This is a genomic window from Sphaerisporangium aureirubrum, assembly GCF_042658925.1.
GTDB classification, from domain to species: Bacteria; Actinomycetota; Actinomycetes; order Streptosporangiales; family Streptosporangiaceae; genus Sphaerisporangium; species Sphaerisporangium aureirubrum.
The window spans coordinates 1-21,446 of sequence record NZ_JBHSRF010000087.1; the positions used below are offsets into that span (position 1 = coordinate 1).

The window sequence follows — 21,446 nt, forward strand, 5'->3', positions numbered from 1 at the left end:
CAACCGACCCGCCCCCACCCTGACACCTCCACCCACGACACCTCCGGGGACCCGTCCCCCATCGCGACATCCCACCCCGCGACACCCCGGGAGCCCGTCCCAACCCGGACCTCCCACCCGTGACACCGGCCCCTATGGACCCGTCCCAACCGGCGCCGCGACGGCGCGACGATGTACGGCGAAGTCGGCGCCGCCGTACGGCGGGCAACCCGTGGTGTGCGCGGCGCCGGTGAAATGGTCCTCGCGGAGGACGCGCTCCGCGCGGAAGGCGCGAGGGCTGTGCTCATGCGGGGGACACCCCCGCCCCCCCGGCGCCCTGCCGGGCTCACCATGCTCCACCGCGACACGTCCCGGTCCATGCCCCCCTGACCCGGTCCACGCCCCCAACCCGGCTCCCCGTCCCTCCGCGCGCGTCGACGGATGCTCAGCGACACAGCCCCGGCGGTCGACCGCAGCCTCCCCGGCCACCGACCGCGAAACCGTCCGGGTGGAAACACGCAGACGCGGGCCAGGCGCCGTACGCGGCGCCGGATTCGCCGTACAACGTCCCGCCGTCGCGGCGCCGATGCACACAGCACCAAGGATGACGAAAACAGCACCTTGCCGCCGTTGCGGCGGGTGACGTCCCGCCAGGTGGTGTGATTTCCGAGGCCGTGATCATGAACGCGCCGCCCTAGGCGCCAGGTGGCGGGCCATCGACACCCTTCACGAAGATCCCCAGGAGTTACACCACTTCGGGGGACGTCACCTTGCGGCGCCGATGCACACAGCACCAAGGATGACGCGAACAGCTTTGGGCGTCCGGTGATGCGTTGCGTGGTGGTCCTGTTGTCCTCGACGCGCCGGGCACGAGGGGGCGTCCCTCCTGATTTTTCCGGCATGTGCTGGCGAAACCTCAAGGTCATGGCATTTTCCCGCCAGTGCATGATCATGTCGGGCGCGAGGCGGGCCAACGGGGGCCCGCGGGACGGCAGAGATGTGCCGCCGTGATCGCAAACAAGTGGCTGCGGCGTGTCCCCGATCGCGGTGCGCGGGGCGGGACGCCGTTAGAAACCGCCGTAGGACACGTCGCGGCGCCGTCCGGGGGGCACAAGAAACGTGCCTCTCCAGATTCCGGACCGGCCGCGCGGACGTCCCCGCGCGCGGGCCACACGCGCAGGGATGCGACGGCCGTCTCCATGCGGCCGCTCTCCGCACGCGACCCGATGAATAGGACCACTTTGGAGAGAACCCGCGCTTTCCGTAGCGCAGTCGTGGTCGTGATCGCCGCCGCGGCCCTGCACGGAGCCGCCGACACGGCCCAGGCTCTGACCGGGGCCGACGAGGCCGAGGCCGTCACCGGCCCCGCCGAACCGCTCATAACCGGCATCAGCACTCCCGCGACCGCCGTCCAACCGGACGGCACCATGATCGCCGTCCAACCGGACGGCACCGTACCCGCCGTCCAACCGGACGGCGCCGTGCTCCCGGCACTCGCCGACCCGGGCACGGTTCTCGACCTCGCCGGCCCGCCGATCGGCATGAGGGCCGGACTCAGGATCCCGGCCGCGTCACCCGCGGCCCCGGTGTCGGCCACCGCCGACGCCCCGGCCACCCGCCCCGCCGCCGCCACACCGCGGCTCGCCAGGACGGCGAAGGCCCGCCACACCACACCGGTGAAGGCCCGCGTCAGGATGGCCAAGGCCGCGCGGACCGCGAAGGCGAACTCCGCGGGAACGGCGAGAACCGCCACCGCGAAAGCCCGGGCCGCGAAGACCGCGGCCACCGCGTCCACGGCCGTGAAGTCCGCGACCGCCGAACTGAAGGCAGCGAAGAGCGCCAAGGCCGTCACGACCGCGAAGGCCGCGAAGACGGGCAAGGCCGTCACGGCCGTGAAGGCCGTAAAGATGAGCAAAGCCGTCAAGGCGGCCAAGGCCGTGAAGGCGGCCAAGGCCGTGAAGGCGGCCAAGGCCGTGAAGGCAGCCAACGCCGTCAAGGCAGCCAACGCCGTCAAGGCGGCCAAGGCTGTGAAAGCAGCCAAAGCCGTGAAGGCAGCCAAAGCCGTGAAGACGGGCAAGGTCGCTAGGGCCAAGGCCGCGAAGACCGTAAGGACCGCGAAGACGGCCAAGGTCGCGAGAACCGCGAAGACCTCGACGGCCCGGAAGCATGTCCGGGCGCTCGCACGGGCGCCGCAGGGCAGGAACAAGGTGATCGCCTACCGGCTGGTCGCCCAGCGGGCCTGGCCCATGTCGCAGTTCCGGTGCCTGGACAGCCTGTGGACCCGGGAGAGCAACTGGAACCACCGCGCGCAGAACCCGTCCTCGGGGGCCTACGGCATCCCGCAGGCGCTGCCGGGCAACAAGATGCTCGGCGTCGGGCACGACTGGCGCGTCAACCCCACGACCCAGATCAGGTGGGGGCTGAAGTACATCAAGGGCCGTTACGGCAATCCTTGCGGAGCGTGGGGCCACTTCCGGTCGCACAACTGGTACTGAGAGAACGTCACAGCGGGAGCGCCCGGGTCACCCCCGGGCGCTCCTGCACTCCTCCAGCCGCACCGCGATCGACTTGATCAACAGGTCGAGGCCGTACTCGAACGTCTCCTCGTGGTCGTAGGCCGCGAAGAACCCCGACATGGCGTCCACCTCGGGGAACAGCACGGGATCCACGTCCACGACGCGCGCGTCGGGGCGCAGCGTGGGGGCGAAGGTCGGCGTCACGCCCACCTCCCGCAGCAGGGACCCGACGATGAAGGCGATGAACGTGCGCAGGATGTGCACCGCGTCCTTGGCCTCGAAGCCCGCCTCGCGCAGCGTGGCGAGGGCGCGCTCCACCGGCAGCAGCCCCGCCGTCGACTGCAGCTGACGGCTCACCACGACCATGGTGGAGCGCGGGTAGTGGTGCGCGATCTGCCGGAACGCCCTGGCCTGGATGCGCACGCGCTCGGTCCAGTGCGCGTCGGGGTCGTCGGTGAAGGCCAGTTGCGACAGCACCGACTCGGCCACCGCGTCCAGCAGCGCGGCCTTGTTGGGGATGTGGTTGTACAGCGACATGACGCCGACGCCGAGGCCGGCCGCGATCCGCCGCATCGAGATCGCGTCGGCCCCCTCCCGCTCGATCAGGTCGATGGCGGCGCTGACGATCCGGGCTCGGGTAAGGGGCGGCATAAGGTCATTATCTCCTGGCCGATTGACGCACGTACAGCGTACGTGTCACTCTCCAATTGTACGTACGGTGTACGTGTACGTCCTGTTGGAGGCCACCGTGTCGACCCACGAGCTCTACACAATTCCCGCCGAGCTCTCCACCTGGGATGTGGAGATGGCCGGCTCCACCCGGTTCACCTGGGAGTACGACGACGGCCGCGACCGCATGCTGGCCTTGTACCAAAAGGGCAAGGACAAGCAGTGGGACTCGGTCAAGCGCATCGATTGGGGCCTTGAGGTCGACCCGTACGACGTGCTGGGCATCCCCGACCAGTCCATCGCCATCTACGACACGCCCCTGTGGCACCGGATGGACGAGAAACAGCGCAAAGAGGTCAGGCGGCACGGCGCGTCCTGGCAGTTCTCGCAGTTCCTGCACGGCGAGCAGGGCGCGATGATCTGCTCGGCCCGCATCGTGGAGTCGGTGCCCGACCTGGACTCCAAGTTCTACGCCGCCACGCAGACCATGGACGAGGCCCGGCACGCCGAGACGTACGCCCGGTTCCTGCAGGAGAAGGTCGGCATCGCGTACCCCATCAACAAGTACCTCAAGTCCCTCCTGGACGACACCCTCAGCGACTCACGCTGGGACATGCCCTACCTCGGCATGCAGGTGCTCATCGAGGGCCTGGCCCTGGCCGCCTTCGGCGTGATGCGCGACATCACCACCAAGCCCCTCCCCAAGCAGATCCTCGCCTACGTCATGCAGGACGAGGCCCGGCACGTCGCCTTCGGCCGCATGGCCCTGCGCGACTACTACAAGAACCTCACCGAGGCCGAGCGCCGCGAACGCGAGGACTTCGTCATCGAGGGCTGCTACCTGATGCGCGACCGCCTGCGCGGCGTCGAGCAGTGGGAGAACCTCGGCCTCTCCCCCCAAGAGGTCAAGGACGCCATGCGGGCCGTCGACGAGTCCCAGTACCTCCGCCTGTTCCGCTCCCTGCTGTTCAGCCGCATCGTCCCCTGCGTCAAGGACATCGGCCTGTGGAGCGAACGCCTCCAGAAGGCCTACGCCGACATGGGCGTCCTGGACATGGCCGGCCAGAACCTGGACACCCTGATGCGCCAAGACGAGGACATAGCCGACAAACTAGACGCCGAACGCTTCGCCACCGAACAGGAAGCCCGCGCCGAAGAGGTATCCGCCACCATCTCCCTGGGCGCCGGCGACCCTCCCCCCGAGCACTGACCCGAACCGGGCGGGGACGCTCGCCGTCCCGCCCGGAGCACCTCCTTCGGCGCCGGTACGGCGGATCCGGCGCCGCCCGTACGGCGGCCGGCCGGTCAGCCGGGGATCAGCGCGAGCACCAGGGCTCCCGTCGCGATGGCGAGGGTGCCGAGCCAGGCGAGGAGCGCGTCGGGGCGGGGGTCCGCGGCGAGGCCCTCCGGTTCGGTGCGGCGGTGGCGTAGGCCCGTGCGAGTCAGCAGGACGGCGCCGCACAGGGCGGCCAGGACGAAGGGGGCGGCGGCACGGCCGTCGTGGAAGTGGCGGCCCACCGCGCCGGCGGCGAGCAGCCCGCCCGCGGCCAGAGCCACGCCTGTGCGGATCCAGGCCAGCAGCGTGCGCTCACGATGCGACCCCATCCCGGCGGACGTCATCTGGCCACCACGATCAGCACGAGTGCCAGCAGGGCGACGGCCGCGACGCCGTAGCCGAACACAGGAGCCAGGGCCAGGGCGGGGATCGGCGCGCCGCGGCGGAGCGCGATCTGGACGCGGCGCCAGCGGGGGTAGGCGAGGACGGCGGCCAGGGTCGCCAGCACCGCCAGGACCACCGAGAGCGCCATCCGCACCCACGGGACGAAGACGTCCCGTGGGACGGCGGCCATCGCCACCCCGGCGGCGCTCAGCGCCAGCGAGGTGCTCAACCAGGTGAGGAACGTGCGTTCGTTGGCCAGCGTGAACCGTGGGTCGGGCTCCTCTTCCATGGCAGCCAGGCTAATTGGCGACCATTTCCCCTAGAGATTCCGGGGTACGCGCAGGTCAGGTGCACTCCTCGGCCACGGTCCGCAGCGCCTGCGCGGCGTCGGTCGCGACCTTCTGGGCCGCCTGGGCGGCGTCCGCGGCGTTGTTCACGTCCAGCTTGTTCAGGCTGTCGGCGAGGTTCTGCAGCGCGTCGTTCAGGGTGGTGTTCCCCGCCTTGTCGGCCACGTCGTTCAGCTTGGACGCGCCGTCCTTCAGCGCGTCCTCCATGGCCGCGGGGTCGTTGATCAGCCCGCTGATCTTGGCGGCGGTCTCACTGATGACCTTGTTGGCCTCGACGCAGCCCTGCGCCTTGTCCAGCGTGCTGCATCCGGTGCTGAGGACGGTGACTGCTACGGCGGCGGATATGGCGAAAGCGGCACGGGGGAAGAATCGCATGTCCCGACCCTAGCCAACAGCGGTCATCCGCGAGGGTGGACGATCATCGAGATCTCCCGCCCCGCGCTACTCCCGCGCGAGGGTGGCCTCCTCGTAGTCCAGTTCCCGCGTCACCCGCCGCAGCACCTCGTCGTCGATGCGGCGCTCGTCCCGCATGCGCACCAGCACGTCGCGCTCGGCGTCCAGCATGGCGCGCCGCAGCCTGCGGTACAGCGCGCTCGGCGTCTCCTCGCCGTCCATGCCGACGCCGCCGCCGAGCCGCTCCCAGGCCCCCATCGCCCGGCGCTCGGCCAGACTGCGTAGCCGGTCGACCACCTCGGCGTGGGTCTCCAGCACGCCGTCACCGGTCAGCTCGTCCAGCCGGGCCAGCGCGGCCGTCGCCGCCGCCTGCTGCGCCGCCGCCTCCGACAGGTTGTCGCGGTAGATGTCCTGGTCCCCGGTGATGCCGAGCCTCCTGATCAGCATCGGGAACGACAGGCCCTGCACCAGCAGCGTGCCGATCACGACGACGAACGTGAGGAAGAGCAGCAGGTTGCGGTACGGAAAGCCGTCCGGCAGGGCGAACGCGGCGGCCAGCGACACCACCCCCCGCATACCGGCCCAGCTGATCACCGCCACGTGCGCGAACGAGTGCCTCGGCCCGCTCTCCCTGACCCGCCGGGACAACCGCGGCAGGAACGTGGTGGCCGCCGTCCAGATCACCCGGGCCGCCACCACCGCCGCGAACACCGCCAAGCCGTACCCCGCCAGACGCCAGGGGTTCTCCCCGCCCAGCCCCTGCAGGATCAGCGGCAACTGGAGGCCGATCAGCACGAAGACGATGATCTCCAGGAAGAAGTCGAGCACCTTCCACACCGAGTACGACACCAGCCGCGTGCCGTAGTTCGCGCGGTTCACCCGGTGCCCGAGGAGCACACCGACCACCACCACCGCGAGCACCCCGGACGCGTGCACGGCCTCCGCGGCCAGGTACGACACGAACGGCAGCATCAGCGAGACCGTGTTGGTGACCAGCGGGTCCCGCACCCGGTCGAACAGCCGCCCGAACGCCTCCGCCAGCACGTACCCGATGAGCAGCCCGGCCCCGGCGGCGTACAGGAAGCGCCCCGACCCGCTCAGCAGGCTGATCCCCTCACCGGCCGCCGCCGCGACGGCCACGCGGTACGCGGTCAGCGCGGTGGCGTCGTTGAACAGGCTCTCCCCCACCAGGATGGTGATCACCTTGCGCGGCAGCCCGAACCGCCGCGCCACCGCCACGGCCGCCACCGCGTCCGGCGGCGCCACGATCGCCCCGAGCGCGAACGCCGCCGCCAGCGGCATGTCCGGCACCATGAACCGCAGCAACACCGCGACCACCGCCGTGCTGAACAACACCAGGCCCACCGACAACAGCCCGACGGACCGGCTCACGTCCCGCAACCGCAGGTAACTGCTCTCCAGCGCCGCCGAGTACAGCAGAGGCGGCAGGAACACCAGCAGCACGACCTCCGGGTCGAGCACATACCGGGGCCCGCCCGGGAAGAAGGTCGACATCACGTACGACCCGGCCAGCCCCGCCAGTACGAGCAGCAGCGGCGCCGGCCACCCGCGCCACCGGGCGACGCCCGCCACCGTCACCGCTCCGGCGACCAACACGAGCGCCTGAAGCGCCGTTGAGATATTCATCGCCCGCCAGAATATGTCCGCCCGAACCTCGGCGATCCCCTCCCCCACCCTGCTGTGGACAGGGAGGCGCCCGGCCGAGGCGCCGGGTCACCAGTCGCGCTTCTCCTGCGGGTAGGGACGCTCGTCCGGGTAACGGCCCGCGTCCTCGGGGTGATAGGGCTGGCCGTCGGGACGGACGCGTTCACCTGTGCTGAACATCGGCTCGTGGACGTACGGGCGGGAGAGCTGCGGGTCGGTGGAGTCGGGCGGGGGGGCCATGGAGCCGAGGCCGAGGGGGTCGGCGGGGTCGACGGCCGACTGCGGGGGGACGCGCGGCGGGTAGGACGACGGGTCGGCGGGCTGCCGGGGGTCGAAGGGCAGCGCGTCGTTGACGATCATGTTCTCCCGGGGGACGGCGTCCTGGTAGCGGCCGTACTCGGCCCCCTGGGGGAACTCGGACGCGGTGCCGTAGCCGGGGCCCGGGGGGTAGCCGGGCGGGGGGCCGTATTCGGGAGCGGGGGCGCGGTACTCGGGGGCGGAGCCGTACTCGGGCGACGCGGTGTAGTCCGGGGTGTAGCGCTGCGTAGTGCCGTAGTCGGGGGCGGAGCCGTACTCCGGGGGGTAGCCGGGGGCCGATCCGTAGCCGGGCTCGTACTCGGGGGCGGAGCGGTAGTCCGGCGGGGCCGAGTAGTCGAGGGGCGGGGTGGTGTAGCCCCCCTCGTGCGGCCTGCCGAAGCCGTCGGCGTCACCCGGGCCCTGCTCGGCCGGGGTGCCGTACGTGCGAGAGGGCCCGTAACCGTCCGGGCCGTAGTCCCCTGCCGGGGGGATGCCGTAGCCGGGGGGCTGGCCGCCGTAGCCGGCCGGGGGGGCGTACTCGCCGGGGGCGCCGTACTCGGCGGCCTGGCCGGAGGGGGCGCCGTACTCGGCGGCCTGGCCGGACGGGGTGGCGTACTCGGGGGCCTGGCCGGACGGGCCGGCGTACTCCGGGGCCCGGCCGGACGGGGCCGCGTACTCGGGCGCGGAACCCGGCGCGGCGTACTGGGGGACGCCGCCCTGCGCGCCGTACTCGGCGCTCGGGGCGCCGTACTGGGCCGGGACGCCGTGACCGGCGGCGGGGCCGGTCGCGTGGTCACCGCGGCCGGACCGCGGCGGGAACTCGCCTTCCGCGGCCGTGCGCCGGCGGGGCCGGGAGGGCTCGGCGGCGGGCTCGGCGAGGGTGAACCCCGAGGGCGGGGTGAAGTCGGGATGCGCCACCTGGTCGGCGGGCACGCCCGCCGGAGACCACTGGTCGCCGGGACGCGCCGGTACCGGACGGCCGTCGGCGGCGTAGGGGGCCTCGCGGCCGTCGGCGGCGTAAGCGGCCTCGCGGGCGTCGACAGGATAAGCAGCCTCCCGCGCGCCCGGAGGATACGCGGCTTCGCGGGCGTCGGCCGGGTAGGCGGCCTCGCGGGCGTCGGCGGCGTAGGCGGGATCGCGGGGCGGATAGGCCGGAGCCGGGGGGACGGCCTGTGCGCCCGTGCTGGGCATGGGCGGCAGCTGGTGGGCCGGGGCGCCCTGGGAGGCGACGAGACGGTCCGAGGTCGAGCCGCGCGCCACGAGTACGTCCTTCGGGCCGAGCGCGGCCGCGCGCGCGGCCTCCCCGCGCGGCGGGCGCGCGTACTGCCCGGTGCCGGGATAGTCGGCGTAGTCGGCGTACTCCTCGGGCTCGGCGTCCTCGCCCGCGTACCGCTCGCCGTCGTCGGCGTAGTCCTCCTGTGGATAATCGTCCTCGGCGTACTGCCCGCCCGCCTCGGAGTAGCCGACGTCCAGGGTGTCCAGCAGACGGCCGACGTCCTCCATGGGCATGCGGAAACTGGCGGTGCACATCTCGCCCCGCCAGAGGCTGAGAACGAGCGTCCCCTCGTGCCAGGTGACCCGCAGAACCCGCTCCTGACCACGGGCGTCGAAGAACACCTCACCAAAGGATGGCAGTGGGACAACTTCCGACATGGCAGACATCGTGCTTTAACCAGCCTTTATTCGTCCACTCGACCTCAGGAAACCCTACCGAACCGTAAGCATCACCGACATGGCTGACCAGTGTGGCCCTTCTCGCACCTCGCCCCCCGGATCGGGGCACGCGAAACAGTAGATCGTCTTTGACCCCCAGGACCCGGCCACGCCAGTGTGCCACGCCGATCGCCGCACGGGTTCCGGAATGCCGAGATGGACCCGGAACGCCCCCGCGATCCGTCGTCCACAACCCGGCACGGCGACCCTCCGGGGACGGGTAGCGTTTCATGCCGTGCTCGACGACTCCCACAGCGCATCCGGCGACCCGGCCGACGACCTCGACGACCTCGGCGCCGACGAACAGGAGGGCGACCTCCCGCAGGTAGAACGGCTGCTGAGCGCGGCCGTGTCCGGTCTTGGCGGTGCCGAGCGGCCCGGCCAGGTCAAAATGGCGCAGGCGGTGCGCCACGCCATCGAGCACGACGAGCATGTCGCCGTGCAGGCGGGCACCGGCACCGGCAAGTCGCTGGCCTATCTCGTGCCCGCCCTGCGGCACGCCATCGAGTCGGACAGCGCGGTCGTGGTCTCGACGGCCACCATCGCGCTGCAGCGCCAGCTCGTCGACCGCGATCTTCCCCGGCTGGCGGAGTCCCTGGCGGACCTCCTGCCCCACGAGCCACAATTCGCCATCCTGAAGGGAAGGCGGAACTATCTCTGCCGTTACAAGGCGACCGCCGGGTGGCCCGACGACGAAGAGGAAGGCCTTTTCGACCCGCGCGACATCAGCGCCACCGGGCGCATGGTCCAGCGCATCCAGGATTGGGCCGAGGAGACCGAGACCGGCGACCGGGACGAGCTGGTCCCGGGGGTCAACGAGCAGGCCTGGCGGCAGTTCTCGGTGAGCGCCCGCGAGTGCCTCGGCGCGCAGCGATGCCCGAGCGGGGCCGAGTGCTTCGCCGAGCGGGCCAGGGAGCGGGCCGGGCAGGTCGACGTGGTGGTCACCAACCACGCGCTGCTGGCCATCGACGCGATGGAGGACTTCGCGGTGCTGCCCGACCACGACGTGGTCGTGGTCGACGAGGCGCATGAGCTGGTCGACCGGGTCACCTCCGTCGTCACCGACGAGTTGTCCGAGGCCGCCGTCGCGATGGCCGTGCGCCGGGTGGGGCGGCTCATCGAGCAGTCGGTCGCCGACCGGCTGCAGGAGGCCGGCGAGGACCTGAAGGCGCTGCTCGCCGTGGCGCCACCCGGGCGGCTGGACACACTGCCCGGCGTCCTCGGCGTCACCCTGAGCGTCATCCGTGACGCCGCCTTCGCCTGCGTCACCGCCCTCGGTCCCCGCGGCGCCGACCGCGACGACCCCGAGAAGGCCGGCCAGCGCAAGGCCGCCTTCACCGCGCTGGACGAGATCCACGACACCGCGGCCCGCATCCTCGAGGCCTTCGGCGTCGAGTCCGAGGTGGACCGCGCCGAAGTCGTCTGGCTGGACGCCGCCACCGACCGCCGCCCCCCCGTCCTCCGCGTCGCCCCCCTCACCGTGGGCGGCATGCTCCGCGACAAACTCTTCGCCGACCGCACCGTGATCCTCACCAGCGCCACCCTCGCCCTCGGCGGCACCTTCGAGGGCATGGCCCGCCAGTGGGGCCTGGGCCCGCCCCGCCCCGACGGCCCCTCCCCCGAAACCGGCTCCCCTTCCCCCGCGCCCCAGGACGACGACACCCCCGCCTCGGGCGACGGTGGCAGCGCCGCCGACAGCAGGAGCACGGACGAGGGCACGAGCGCGAGCGAGAAGGAAGGGCCGCCGCGGGCGAAGGGGTGGACCGGCCTGGACGTCGGGTCGCCGTTCGACCACGCCCGCAGCGGCATCCTCTACCTCGCGCGGCATCTGCCCCAACCCGGCCGGGAGGGCCTGCCGCAGGCGTACCTCGACGAGATCGCCGAGCTGATCGAGGCCGCCGGCGGCCGCACACTGGGCCTGTTCTCCTCCATGCGGGCCGCCAAAGCCGCCACCGAGGCCCTCCGGGACCGGATCGGCGTCCCGTTGCTCTGCCAGGGAGACGACTCCACGTCCCTCCTGGTGCAACGTTTCGCCGACGACCCGGCGACGTGCCTGTTCGGCACCCTGTCCCTGTGGCAAGGCGTCGACGTCCCCGGCCCCTCCCTGAGCCTGGTGATCATCGACCGCATCCCCTTCCCCCGCCCCGACGACCCCCTGACCTCCGCCCGCCAGCGCCACGTGGCCGCCAAGGGCGGCAACGGCTTCATGACCGTGGCCGCCACTCACGCCGCCCTCCTCCTGGCCCAAGGCGCCGGCCGCCTCCTCCGCCGCCACTCAGACAAAGGCGTGGTAGCCGTCCTGGACCCCCGCCTGGCCACCGCCCGCTACGCCCCCTACCTCCGCGCCTCCCTCCCCCCCTTCTGGACCACCGACGACCCCGCGAAAGTCCGCGCTGCCCTCCGCCGCCTCACCACAACCTGACACCACGCAAGGGACGCCGGACGCTCAGAAAAGCGCCCGGCGTCAACCCGCCGTACCGCCCCACGCGAGCAAAGCCATAGGCGGCGATACGCGTCCACGGCAAGCCGCCACCGCCGTGGACGCAGGCGGCACCCGGCCCGAGAAGTACTGCCCAGGTCAGGAGGCCGTCTCGGCGATGGCCCGGAGGGCGAGCTCGTAGGATCGCAGACCGAATCCGGCGATGGTCCCGGTCGCGACCGCCGCGACCACCGATGTGTGCCGGAACTCCTCCCGAGCCGCCGGATTGGAGATGTGCACCTCCACCAGAGGCGCCCTCCGCTGCGCGATGGCATCCCGCACCGCGTACGAGTAGTGCGTGAACGCCGCCGGATTCAACACCACCGGAATCGCCCCATCGGCCGCCTCATGCAACCAGGACACCAACTCAGCCTCATCATCGGTCTGCCTGAAGTCGACATCCAGCCCCAGCTCCCCCCCGGCCTTCCGGCACAACGCCGCCAGATCCTCCAGCGTCTCCGCCCCGTAAACATCCGGCTCCCGAGTCCCAAGCCGCGAAAGATTAGGCCCGTTCAACACCAATACCGCCCTCATCACAACCCCTCCTAACCGAACCACCGACTAAACAACACTTACCGCCCCCCACCGACGCCCCCACCACACCACGTCCCACCGCCCCGGCGCCGAATCCCCCGGGGGTCCCGGGCCGAAGGCTCCGAGCGCCGTGGACCCGGAACTCCCGGGTGTCGTAGACCTGGGTTCACTCAACCGTGCCCCCCCGAGAACCGAGTCACCGTCCACACCGAACAGCCATCGACCCGTCACCCGCGCCAAGCATCCACCAGCTCGCCACCGACCCCAGCAACCAGCCGCTCGTCACCCGCGCCGAGCAACCGCTGATTCGCTACTCAGCCTGGGCAAACGGCTTGCCGTCCGACCCGAGCGACCAACGGATTGTCGGCTGGGCTGAGGAGCCACCGACTTGCCACCCGGCCCCGGTGGGCGGCCACCTGCCGCGTTAGCGGGCGATTTTTCTGTAGGCCTCCTCCAGGAGGTCCTCGGGGGGGTCTTCCAGGCGGGTTACCTGGGCGACGTCGTTGAGGATTACGAAGCGGCGGTGGGTGCCTCGGTTTTTTTTGTCGACTCGCATGTGGTCGCGGAGTTCGGGCCAGGCCTCGTGGCGGTAGGCGGTGGGGAGGCCTACGGAGGTGAGGATGTCGCGGGTGCGCTGGACCAGGGTCAGGGGGGCGTGGCCGGAGAGGTGGGAGAGTTCGGCGGCGTAGACCATGCCTATGGACACGGCTTCGCCGTGGCGCATGTGGTAGTCCTCTACGCGTTCGATGGCGTGGGCCAGGGTGTGGCCGTAGTTGAGCATCTCGCGGACGCCGGATTCCCTGAGGTCGGCGCCTACCACGTCGGCTTTGACCTGGATCTTGCGTTCGATCAGGGCGCGGGTGTGTCGGCCTTCGGGGAGCCTGGCGTCCTCGGGATCGTCTTCCACCAGGAGAAGGATGGTGGGGTCGGCGATGAAGCCGCCCTTGATGACCTCGGCCAGGCCGGCGACGTAGTCGTCACGGGGGACCGAGACCAGGGTGGCGAGGTCGCACAGGACGCCGGACGGCGGATGGAACGAACCGACGAGGTTCTTGCCCTCGGGGGTGTTGATGCCGGTCTTGCCGCCGACGGCCGCGTCGACCATGCCGAGCAGCGTGGTGGGCATCTGGACGACCTTGATGCCACGCAGCCACGTGGCGGCGGCGAAGCCCGCGAGGTCGGTGGTGGCGCCGCCGCCGACGCCTACCACGGCGTCGGACCTGGTCACGCCGTAGCGGCCGAAGGCCGACCACAGCTCGGCGGCGACGTCCACGGACTTGGCCCGCTCGCCGTCCGGCACCGGCAGCCCGACCACGATGTACCCCGCCGACTCCAGCGCGCCGCAGACCGGGCGGGAGATCTCGGGCAGGCTGGCGGGGTGGACCACCGCGACCGTCCGCACCTCCTCACCGAGCAGGCCGGGCAGCTCGGACAGCACACCCGTCCCGACGACCACGTCGTACGGCCGCTCCCCCTTGACCGTGATACGCGTGCTGGTCATGCTCGCGACCTCCGTGCGATCGGGCTCCGTGCGATCGGGCTCCGTGCGATCGGGCTCCGTGCGATCGGGCTCCGTGCGATCGGGCTCCGTGCGATCGGGCTCCGGCCGGTGGCCCGGTGCCGGATCGTGGCTGGGTGGGTCACGACGGGCGCTCCTTGACGATCTCGTCGGCGATGTCGGCCGGGTCGCGGTCGTCGGTGGCGATCGTGAGGGAGGCGAGGGCCTCGTAGACCGGGCGGCGCTCCTCCATCAGCTGCTTGAGGCGGCTGCGGGGGTTGAGCACCAGCAGCGGCCGGGCCGAGCCGAGGCCGACGCGCTTGACGGCGTCGGACAGGCCCACCTGGAGGTAGACCACGAAGTGGCCGGCCAGCAGCTCACGGGTCGCGGGGTCGAGCACGGCGCCGCCGCCGAGGGACACGACGCCGTCGTGCTCGGCGAGCGCACGGCGCACGGCCTCGGCCTCGAGCTCGCGGAAGCGCTCCTCGCCGTCGTCGACGAAGATGTCGGCGACGGCCTTGCCCGCCACGGTCTCGACGTCGGTGTCGGTGTCGCGGAAACCGGTGCCGAGGCGCTCGGCGACCAGGCGGCCGACGGTGGACTTGCCCGACCCGGGCGGGCCGATCAGCACAGCTCTGGGACTGGTCACTTGATCACCATCGAGGAGAGGTATCCGGACAGGTTGCGGGCGACCTCCTCCACGGAGTCGCCGCCGAACTTCTCGACGGCGGCGTCCGCGAGCACCAGCGCGACCATGGCCTCGGCCACGATGCCGGCGGCGGGCACCGCGCACACGTCCGACCGCTGGTTGATCGCCTTGGCGGGCTCGCCGGTGAGGACGTCCACCGTGGACAGCGCCTTCGGCACCGTGGAGATCGGCTTCATCGCGGCGCGCACCCGCAGCGGCTCGCCGTTGGTCATGCCGCCCTCGACGCCGCCCGCGCGGTTGGTGATGCGGCGCACGCCCTCGGTGGTGTTCTCGATCTCGTCGTGCGCCTGCGACCCGCGGCGGCGGGCGGTCTCGAAGCCGTCCCCGACCGCGACGCCCTTGATCGCCTGGATGCCCATGAGAGCGGCGGCCAGGCGGGAGTCGAGCCGCCGGTCCCAGTGCACGTAGCTGCCGAGGCCGGGCGGCAGGCCGTACGCCAGGACCTCGACGACGCCGCCGAGGGTGTCGCCTTCGCGCCTGGCGGTGTCGATCTCCTCGACCATGGCGTCGCCCGCGGCGGAGTCCATGCAGCGGACGGGGCTCTCGTCGATCGCGGCGAGGTCGTCCGGGCCGGGTGCGACGCCGTCCGGGGCCTCGGCGGTGCCGATGGAGACGACGTGGCTGACGATGTCGACGCCCAGGGCCTGCTTGAGGAAGTTCTTGGCGACCTGGCCGAGAGCCACCCGGGCGGCGGTCTCGCGGGCACTGGCGCGGTCGAGCACCGGGCGGGCGTCGTCGAAGCCGTACTTCTGCATGCCGGAGAGGTCGGCGTGGCCGGGGCGGGGGCGGGACAGCGGGGCGTTGCGGGCCTGTGCGGCGAGAACGTCCGGGTCGACCGGGTCGGCGGCCATCACGGTCTCCCACTTGGGCCACTCGGAGTTGCCCACCCGGATCGCCACCGGGCTGCCGAGGGTCTGGCCGTGGCGGACTCCGCCGACGACGGTCACGACGTCCTGCTCGAACTTCATCCGCGCGCCACGCCCGTAACCCAGGCGGCGCCTGGCCAGCGCGTGTTCCAGGCCGGCCGTGGTCACGGCGACCCCGGCGGGCAACCCCTCCAGGATGGCGACGAGCTCAGGGCCGTGAGACTCGCCTGCGGTCAACCAGCGCAACATGGTGACAAGTCTTCCACGTACCGCCGACTGCCATCGCCGTCGCGGGGGCACCTGTGGACAACTCGGGGGTGCTCCGGGTCACCACAGGGCGGCGAGGGCTCCGAGCGCGATGAAGGGGCCCAGCGGGAACTGGGTCTTCAGGGTGCCTCTGCCGGTGGCGAGCAGGAGGACGGCGTACAGCGCGCCGAGGATCAGGCCTGCCATCGCGGCGGTCAGCCAGCGGTCCATGCCCAGCGACCCCGTGAGCATTCCCACCAGGCCGGCGAGCTTGACGTCGCCCAGGCCCAGGGCGTCGGGTCTGCCGTACCAGAGCACGAAGTAGGCGCCGCCCAGGGCCAGCGCACCGAGCAGGGCCTGTCCCACGTGGCCGGTGGGGATGAGGAGGAGGGCGAGGATGGGGTAGGACGGGAGGGTGATCACGTCGGGGAGCCTGCGGGTTCGCCAGTCGATCACCGAGAGCAGGGAGCCTGCCAGGGCCGCGTATGCCCAGGACCAGATGCAGGGGGTGCCTTCGAGGCGCCAGGCGACCACTGCGAAGGCGGCTGCCGTGCCCAGTTCCACCCAGGGGGGCCACTTCCAGGCCGGCCACTTGCGGGGGGCCTGTGTCAGGGCGGTGCGTGCTTCAGCCCATCTTGCCGGCCGGTCCACGCCTGGGGGGCCCTTCGGCGGGGCGTCCGGCTCTGTTTCCGGCTCCGGATCGAAGCCGTCCGCCAGGGGGCGGAGGAATGAGCCGACCAGCAGGCCGGCTACCCCTGCCGCGATCACTAAGGGCCACACGATCGCAGACCCTAGTGGAGATCAGCGGCCCTGGCGGCGGAAGCGGGGAAGGAGGCGGCGCCTGGCGGGGCGGGTGACGGTCACCTCGGCGTGCTGGGTCAGGGAGTGGATCAGGGTGTCCAGGGATCGCCGGTCGGTGAGGGGGTGGGCGGTGGCGGCCATGGCGTGCAGGAGGGGGCCTTCTATGGCGAACGGCACCGGTCCCGCGACGTCGATCACCACGGCGGCGGCGTTCTCGCCCAGGGCCGCGCCGCAGACCTGCGGGGTGAGCGTCTGGATCGGCCTGGCGTCCGGGCGCCAGCGCCGGAGGGCCGCGGTGCCGGTGAACGCGGGGACCGCCCGTCTCCCGTCCGCCCCGACCAGCACCGGCAGCGCCATCTCGCTTTCCTTCTCCCGCCGCAGCCCGTCCGCCCCGGTCTCGGCCTCGGTCAGCACCGCCACCACCGGCACCAGCAGCCGAACGGACGCCAGCGCCGCCACCACGGCCGCCGCGTCCGCCTCCCCGGCCGCATAGGAGGCCAGCACGGCCGTCACCGCCGCGTCGGCGGCACCGTCGTCGTCCGGGACCAGAGGCTGCGGAATGCTCGGCACGACCAGGGAGCCTACCCGCCCGGGCCCCCTGGCTCCGGCCCGCCCGCCGACCGGCCGGCCGCCGTACGACGGCGCCGGATTCGCCGCACCACGTCCCGCCGCCACGGTCGCCGTCCTAGAGCCCGGCGACCGTGATGCGTGCTGCCGCCTGGTGCGGGTGTAGTCCACAGGAACGCCCCCACTCACGGGATGACGCCCATGAGTGCAGACGCGGTCCGCCGAGGACGCCCACGTTCGCGGGGTGGTGTCCACGTGCGGTGATCGATGCCTCTGGAATCGGGTGGGCAACTGTCGACACGGTGGAGAAACGACAAACGGGTGGGCCCATCCACTCCAACCGAAGATGGGTTTGATCTCGTCGATCTCCTTAACGTCGACCATCGGGCGCCCGCGTTCGCGGGGCCGGAAAGCCCCCGAACGCCCGCCCAGGCCAGGTGGCCTGGGCGGGCGGGGTCAGCCGAGGTCGGCGATGGCGGCCACCGGGCCGCCGCCGGAGGGGCCCTGGTGGACGGCGGCCACCGAGACGAAGACGGCGGGGTCGCCCGTCACGCTGGCGGCCACGCCGCCCACGGTGGCCTTGATCTGGCGGTGCCAGTGGACGTCGGAGTCGTCGAGCATGATGTTGCGGCGGCCGCGGACCCGGCCTGAGGGGTCGGCTTCGCACTTCATGAAGACGTTGACCAGGCGGCCGGCCAGGTCGGTGGGGTGGGGGCGGTCGGGGAGGTCTATGCCGCTGGAGCGGATGGCCTCCCAGATGCCGTCGGCGTCCAGGGCGTCCTTCATGACGCTGTGGCCGATGCGGTAGCGGCCGCCGATGCCGCGGACGTTGCCGACGACGACGATCTGCGCGCGGTCCAACTCCACGCCGGAGGAGCAGGAGGCGACGCTGGAGTACAGAGACAGGTCGCGGTGGATCTGGCCGGCGGACGGCATCTCGATCTCGCCGAGGGCGACGGCGATGCCGAGGGCGGTGGTGGAGTTGGAGATGTCCATGGACGGGCCGGTGTCCTCGGTGATCACGTCCTGGCCGCGGGACTTGGCGTCGGTGATGGTGGCCAGGGTGAGCAGCGGGGTCTTGGTCTGCACGTAGTGCACGTCGGCGGGGTCCTCGATGCCGGCGGCCTTCATGGCCTCGCGCACCCCGGCGGCGACCTTCTCCACCATGGCGGGACGGCCGATGTCCTCGGGAAGGATCACGTCGCTCATCGCCACACCCACGGACACCCGCGGCTCGTCGCCCGGCGGGACCGACGACGGATCGACGGTGGCGAAGATCGTGGCGTGCGGGCTGAGCACCCCGTCGGTGCCGCCGGACCACACCAGCGGCACCTGTGCGGCCTCTTCGGGCGTGCGGGTGCCCTTGGCGACGAGCACCTCGCGGAAGGCGCGGTCGGCAAGGATGCGGGTGTAGTCGTTCACCCCGCCGTTGCCCTCGGTCTTGCCGATCACGGCGAGCACCCGGTCGGCCTCGATCACCCCTTCGTCGATCAGCTTCTCCAGCCCGGAGGCATCGGTGACGCTCTCGATGGTGACCTTGCGCACCTCGATCGGATCCGGCATATGTCCTCTACCTCTCATCCTTCGACGACGGTGCCGACACCGCCGGTCAGCGCCTCGCCGATGTTCTCCAGCGAGGTGATCACGGCGCGTCCGCCGGTCTCGGCGAACCGCAGCGCGGCCTCCACCTTGGGGCCCATGCTGCCACTGCCGAAGTGACCGGCGTCCAGCAGCGCGCGCATGTCGGCCACGGTGATACGCCCGATCGGCTGGGCGTCCGGGGTGCCGAAGCCCGAGACGGCGGCGGGCACGTCGGTGGCGAGGACCAGCACGCTGGCCCGTACGGCCGGGGCGAGCACGGCGGCGGTGGCGTCCTTGTCCACCACGGCCTCCACCCCGGTGAGCGCCCCGGAGGGCAGCCGCACCACGGGCACTCCCCCGCCGCCGGCGACCACGACGGTGAAGCCGGCCTCCATGAGCGTGAGCGCGGCGGGCGCGTCGAGGATCTCCAGCGGGCGCGGCGAGGCCACGACCCGGCGCCAGCGCTTGCCGGGGAACTCCCGCCACGTCTCGCCGAGTTCCTCGAACCGGCGGGCCTCCTCGGCGGGGAAGTAGCTTCCGATGGGTTTGACGGGATCCAGGAACGCCGGGTCCTCGGCGTCCACGAGGGTCCGGGTGACCACCACGACCGCGCGGTGGCCGAGTGCGTTGAGGACCAGCACGCCGATGGTGGCCTGGGTCTGCGCGCCGCACCAGTCCAGCGGGACGGGCGGCACGACGGCGGCGGCGATCTGGTTCTTCAGCAGCAGGTTCCCCACCTGGGGGCCGTTGCCGTGCGTCAGGACGACCTCGTGGCCGGCGCCGATCAGCGCGGACACGTGGACCATCGCGCGCTCGACCGCGAGCCTCTGGTGCACGGGGGACGCGCTCCCGTCCGGCGCGGTCATCGCGTTCCCGCCGAGAGCGATCAGTACGCGTTCACCCACAGCCTGAAGCTAACCCCCCCGGCCGCCCCCCTCATTGGCCATCATCGCCCAGGAACACGGGGTTCTTAGGCTGTTTTCGCCAATGCCCGGGGTCACACCACCGCCCGGAAGCCCCAGAGGATCTGCGCGATCTCGTCCACCTCGGTGAACTCTCCCGCCACCACCGCCCGGACCAGGTCGCACACGGAGGCGTCGTCCGCCTCCAGCTCGACCCCGTTGTAGGCGAGGAAGACCACGGTGCACACCCAGGCGATCTGGGGCGTGCCGACCACGAACGGCCGGTGGGTGGCCAGGGAGTGCAGCAGCGCGGCGGCCTTGATGAGGATGTGGCAGTAGGCCTCGTGGCCGAACATGGACGCCTGGGGCCGGTGCACGGCCGAGTCCAGCAGCCCGGGATCACGCAGTACCGGCGAGCCCCCGATCGCCAGTGCGGCGAGGTCGACGACCTGCCGCGCGGTGAGGTACCGCGTCATCCGCCGAGTCTGCCGATGTCTCCGGGGCCGTCCATGCGGTCCAGCGCCGAGCGCCAGTGGCCGACGGCCGCGGCGCCCAGGCGCCGTACCTGCTCGTCGGCGTCGTGACGGGTGATGTATTCGTCCACGGCGGCCTGCACGACCTGTTCCAGACTGCGCCCTTCCTGCTGGGCACGCCGGCGCAGGGCCTCCATGCGTTCGTCGCTGAGGCGGAGCGTCATTGCCATACCTCCACGTGCGCATCCGTTATCGGGGGCTTTGGACACGTTGAGTGTATGACTCTTTACAAAATGTGTCAGGCGTTTGACCGCAAGCGGCGGAGCCGGGTCACCGCGTCGTCGATGATCTCGTCCCGCTTGCAGAAGGCGAACCGGACGAAATGCCGCCCGAGCTCGGGGCGGTCGTAGAACACCTGGGTCGGGATGGCCACCACACCCGCCAGCTCGGGCAGCCGTCGCGCCAGCTCAAGGCCGTCGGTGAAGCCGAGCGGCCGGATGTCGGTCTGCACGAAGTAGGTGCCCGCCGGGCGGTAGACCTCGAACCCGGCGGCCCGCAGGCCGTCGGAGAGCCGGTCCCGCTTGGCGGCCAGCCCGTCGCGCAGCCCGGCGACCCAGTCGAGCTCCTCGCGCAGCGCGTACGCCACCGCGAGCTGCCAGGGGCCGCCCGCGGTGAACGTGAGGAACTGCTTGACCGTCTGGACGGCGCGGACCAGCGCGGCGGGAGCGCAGATCCAGCCGGTCTTCCACCCGGTGACCGAGAACGTCTTGCCCGCCGAGGAGATCATCACGGTGCGCTCGCGCATGCCGGGCAACGTGGCCATAGGGATGTGCTCGACGCCGTCGTAGGTGAGGTGCTCGTACACCTCGTCGGTGATCGCGATCAGGTCGCGCTCCCGGCACAGCTCCGCGATGGCCGTCAGCTCTTCGCGGGTGAACACGGTGCCGGTGGGGTTGTGCGGCGAGTTGACCAGCACCGCCCGGGTGCGCGGGCCCACGGCGGCGCGCAGGTCCGCGGGGTCGAAGGCGAACCTGCCGTCCACCGGCCGCAGCGGCACCGGCCGGCGCACGGCGCCGGCCAGGGCGATGGAGGCGGCGTAGGAGTCGTAGTACGGCTCGAAGACGATCACCTCGTCGCCCGGCTCGCACAGCGCCAGCACCGTGGCGGCCAGGGCCTCGGTGGCGCCCACGGTGACCAGCACCTCGCCGTCGGGGTCGTAGTCGAGGCCGTAGTGCGCCTTGTTGTGGTCGGCGACGGCCTGGCGCAGCTCCGGCATGCCGGGGCCGGGGGGGTACTGGTTGGCGCCGCCGAGGACGGCACGCGCGGCCCGGTCCAGCATGGCCGGGGGGCCGTCGGTGTCGGGGAACCCCTGGCCGAGGTTGATGGATCCGGTCCGCACGGCGAGGCCGGTCATCTCGGCGAAGACGGTGGTGCCGAAGGCGCGCATACGGGTGACCAAAGGTTCGTCCACGGGGGCCAGCTTATCGGGCGGGGCCGCGTTACCCTCTTTGGGTGATTGTCGGGTTTGACGCTGATGCCCGGACCATAGCG

20 protein-coding genes are annotated in these 21,446 nt (G+C 71.8%); 3 read left to right on the forward strand and 17 right to left on the reverse strand.

Translation table 11 applies throughout. The annotated features are described in order from the left end of the window. Positions 1 to 1,259: 1,259 nt before the first annotated feature. Positions 1,260 to 2,474, forward strand: coding sequence for an aggregation-promoting factor C-terminal-like domain-containing protein (locus ACFP1K_RS34935; RefSeq protein ID WP_380761570.1), 1,215 nt, complete (start codon positions 1,260 to 1,262; stop codon positions 2,472 to 2,474). 27 nt (positions 2,475 to 2,501) lie between these two features. On the opposite strand, the gene ACFP1K_RS34940 is transcribed toward ACFP1K_RS34935, so the two are convergent. After that, positions 2,502 to 3,146, reverse strand: coding sequence for a TetR/AcrR family transcriptional regulator C-terminal domain-containing protein (locus tag ACFP1K_RS34940; protein WP_380761572.1), 645 nt, complete (start codon positions 3,144 to 3,146; stop codon positions 2,502 to 2,504). 97 nt (positions 3,147 to 3,243) lie between these two features. Between ACFP1K_RS34940 and ACFP1K_RS34945 the strand changes: the two genes are divergently transcribed. Beyond that, the gene (locus tag ACFP1K_RS34945; protein WP_380761630.1) at positions 3,244 to 4,374 is read left to right on the forward strand and encodes a ferritin-like domain-containing protein; all 1,131 of its coding nucleotides are present in this window, start codon (positions 3,244 to 3,246) and stop codon (positions 4,372 to 4,374) included. A 95-nt stretch (positions 4,375 to 4,469) separates the two neighbouring features. Here the strand turns inward: ACFP1K_RS34945 and ACFP1K_RS34950 are convergent, their stop codons facing one another. From ACFP1K_RS34950 to ACFP1K_RS34970, 5 genes are all read right to left on the reverse strand, one after another. Next, complete coding sequence (locus tag ACFP1K_RS34950) at positions 4,470 to 4,784, reverse strand: DUF202 domain-containing protein (protein WP_380761574.1); 315 nt, start codon at positions 4,782 to 4,784, stop codon at positions 4,470 to 4,472. After that, positions 4,781 to 5,113 (reverse strand): YidH family protein, encoded by a 333-nt coding sequence (locus ACFP1K_RS34955; protein WP_380761576.1) that lies wholly within the window; start codon positions 5,111 to 5,113, stop codon positions 4,781 to 4,783. The genes ACFP1K_RS34950 and ACFP1K_RS34955 overlap by 4 nt, the downstream gene beginning before the upstream one ends. Before the next feature lie 55 nt (positions 5,114 to 5,168). Continuing rightward, a complete protein-coding gene (locus ACFP1K_RS34960; protein WP_380761578.1) occupies positions 5,169 to 5,546 on the reverse strand; it encodes a hypothetical protein in 378 nt (125 codons plus the stop codon). Positions 5,547 to 5,612: 66 nt separating this feature from the next. Further along, complete coding sequence (locus ACFP1K_RS34965; RefSeq protein WP_380761580.1) at positions 5,613 to 7,211, reverse strand: Na+/H+ antiporter; 1,599 nt, start codon at positions 7,209 to 7,211, stop codon at positions 5,613 to 5,615. Between the two features lie 87 nt (positions 7,212 to 7,298). Next, positions 7,299 to 9,143: a hypothetical protein gene (locus ACFP1K_RS34970; RefSeq protein ID WP_380761582.1), complete on the reverse strand. Its 1,845-nt coding sequence runs from the start codon at positions 9,141 to 9,143 to the stop codon at positions 7,299 to 7,301. 445 nt (positions 9,144 to 9,588) lie between these two features. Here ACFP1K_RS34970 and ACFP1K_RS34975 point away from each other — a divergent pair, with 445 nt between their 5' ends. Then, on the forward strand, positions 9,589 to 11,661 hold the full coding sequence (locus tag ACFP1K_RS34975; protein ID WP_380761633.1) for an ATP-dependent DNA helicase: 2,073 nt from the start codon (positions 9,589 to 9,591) through the stop codon (positions 11,659 to 11,661). Positions 11,662 to 11,817: 156 nt separating this feature from the next. Here the strand turns inward: ACFP1K_RS34975 and aroQ are convergent, their stop codons facing one another. The 11 genes from aroQ to ACFP1K_RS35030 all read right to left on the reverse strand — a co-directional run bounded on the left by aroQ (position 11,818) and on the right by ACFP1K_RS35030 (position 21,366). Continuing rightward, positions 11,818 to 12,252 (reverse strand): type II 3-dehydroquinate dehydratase, encoded by a 435-nt coding sequence (aroQ, locus tag ACFP1K_RS34980; RefSeq protein WP_380761584.1) that lies wholly within the window; start codon positions 12,250 to 12,252, stop codon positions 11,818 to 11,820. Positions 12,253 to 12,676: 424 nt separating this feature from the next. Then, positions 12,677 to 13,753 (reverse strand): 3-dehydroquinate synthase, encoded by a 1,077-nt coding sequence (gene aroB, locus ACFP1K_RS34985; RefSeq protein WP_380761586.1) that lies wholly within the window; start codon positions 13,751 to 13,753, stop codon positions 12,677 to 12,679. Between the two features lie 139 nt (positions 13,754 to 13,892). Beyond that, positions 13,893 to 14,399, reverse strand: coding sequence for a shikimate kinase (locus ACFP1K_RS34990; protein WP_380761588.1), 507 nt, complete (start codon positions 14,397 to 14,399; stop codon positions 13,893 to 13,895). Further along, a complete protein-coding gene (gene aroC, locus ACFP1K_RS34995) occupies positions 14,396 to 15,574 on the reverse strand; it encodes a chorismate synthase (protein WP_380761590.1) in 1,179 nt (392 codons plus the stop codon). Before aroC ends, ACFP1K_RS34990 begins: the two co-directional genes overlap by 4 nt. A 78-nt stretch (positions 15,575 to 15,652) precedes the next feature. Beyond that, on the reverse strand, positions 15,653 to 16,135 hold the full coding sequence (locus tag ACFP1K_RS35000) for a prepilin peptidase (RefSeq protein WP_380761592.1): 483 nt from the start codon (positions 16,133 to 16,135) through the stop codon (positions 15,653 to 15,655). A gap of 237 nt (positions 16,136 to 16,372) precedes the next feature. After that, on the reverse strand, positions 16,373 to 16,942 hold the full coding sequence (locus ACFP1K_RS35005) for an SseB family protein (RefSeq protein ID WP_380761594.1): 570 nt from the start codon (positions 16,940 to 16,942) through the stop codon (positions 16,373 to 16,375). 453 nt (positions 16,943 to 17,395) lie between these two features. Then, positions 17,396 to 18,502, reverse strand: a complete 1,107-nt coding sequence (locus tag ACFP1K_RS35010) for a barbiturase (protein ID WP_380761596.1) — start codon at positions 18,500 to 18,502, stop codon at positions 17,396 to 17,398. 14 nt (positions 18,503 to 18,516) lie between these two features. Next, complete coding sequence (locus tag ACFP1K_RS35015) at positions 18,517 to 19,425, reverse strand: carbamate kinase (RefSeq protein ID WP_380761598.1); 909 nt, start codon at positions 19,423 to 19,425, stop codon at positions 18,517 to 18,519. A gap of 92 nt (positions 19,426 to 19,517) precedes the next feature. Beyond that, complete coding sequence (locus ACFP1K_RS35020) at positions 19,518 to 19,898, reverse strand: type II toxin-antitoxin system death-on-curing family toxin (RefSeq protein WP_380761600.1); 381 nt, start codon at positions 19,896 to 19,898, stop codon at positions 19,518 to 19,520. Then, positions 19,895 to 20,119, reverse strand: a complete 225-nt coding sequence (locus ACFP1K_RS35025) for a CopG family transcriptional regulator (protein WP_380761602.1) — start codon at positions 20,117 to 20,119, stop codon at positions 19,895 to 19,897. The genes ACFP1K_RS35020 and ACFP1K_RS35025 overlap by 4 nt, the downstream gene beginning before the upstream one ends. A gap of 74 nt (positions 20,120 to 20,193) precedes the next feature. After that, positions 20,194 to 21,366: a pyridoxal phosphate-dependent aminotransferase gene (locus ACFP1K_RS35030; RefSeq protein WP_380761604.1), complete on the reverse strand. Its 1,173-nt coding sequence runs from the start codon at positions 21,364 to 21,366 to the stop codon at positions 20,194 to 20,196. Positions 21,367 to 21,446: the final 80 nt, after the last annotated feature.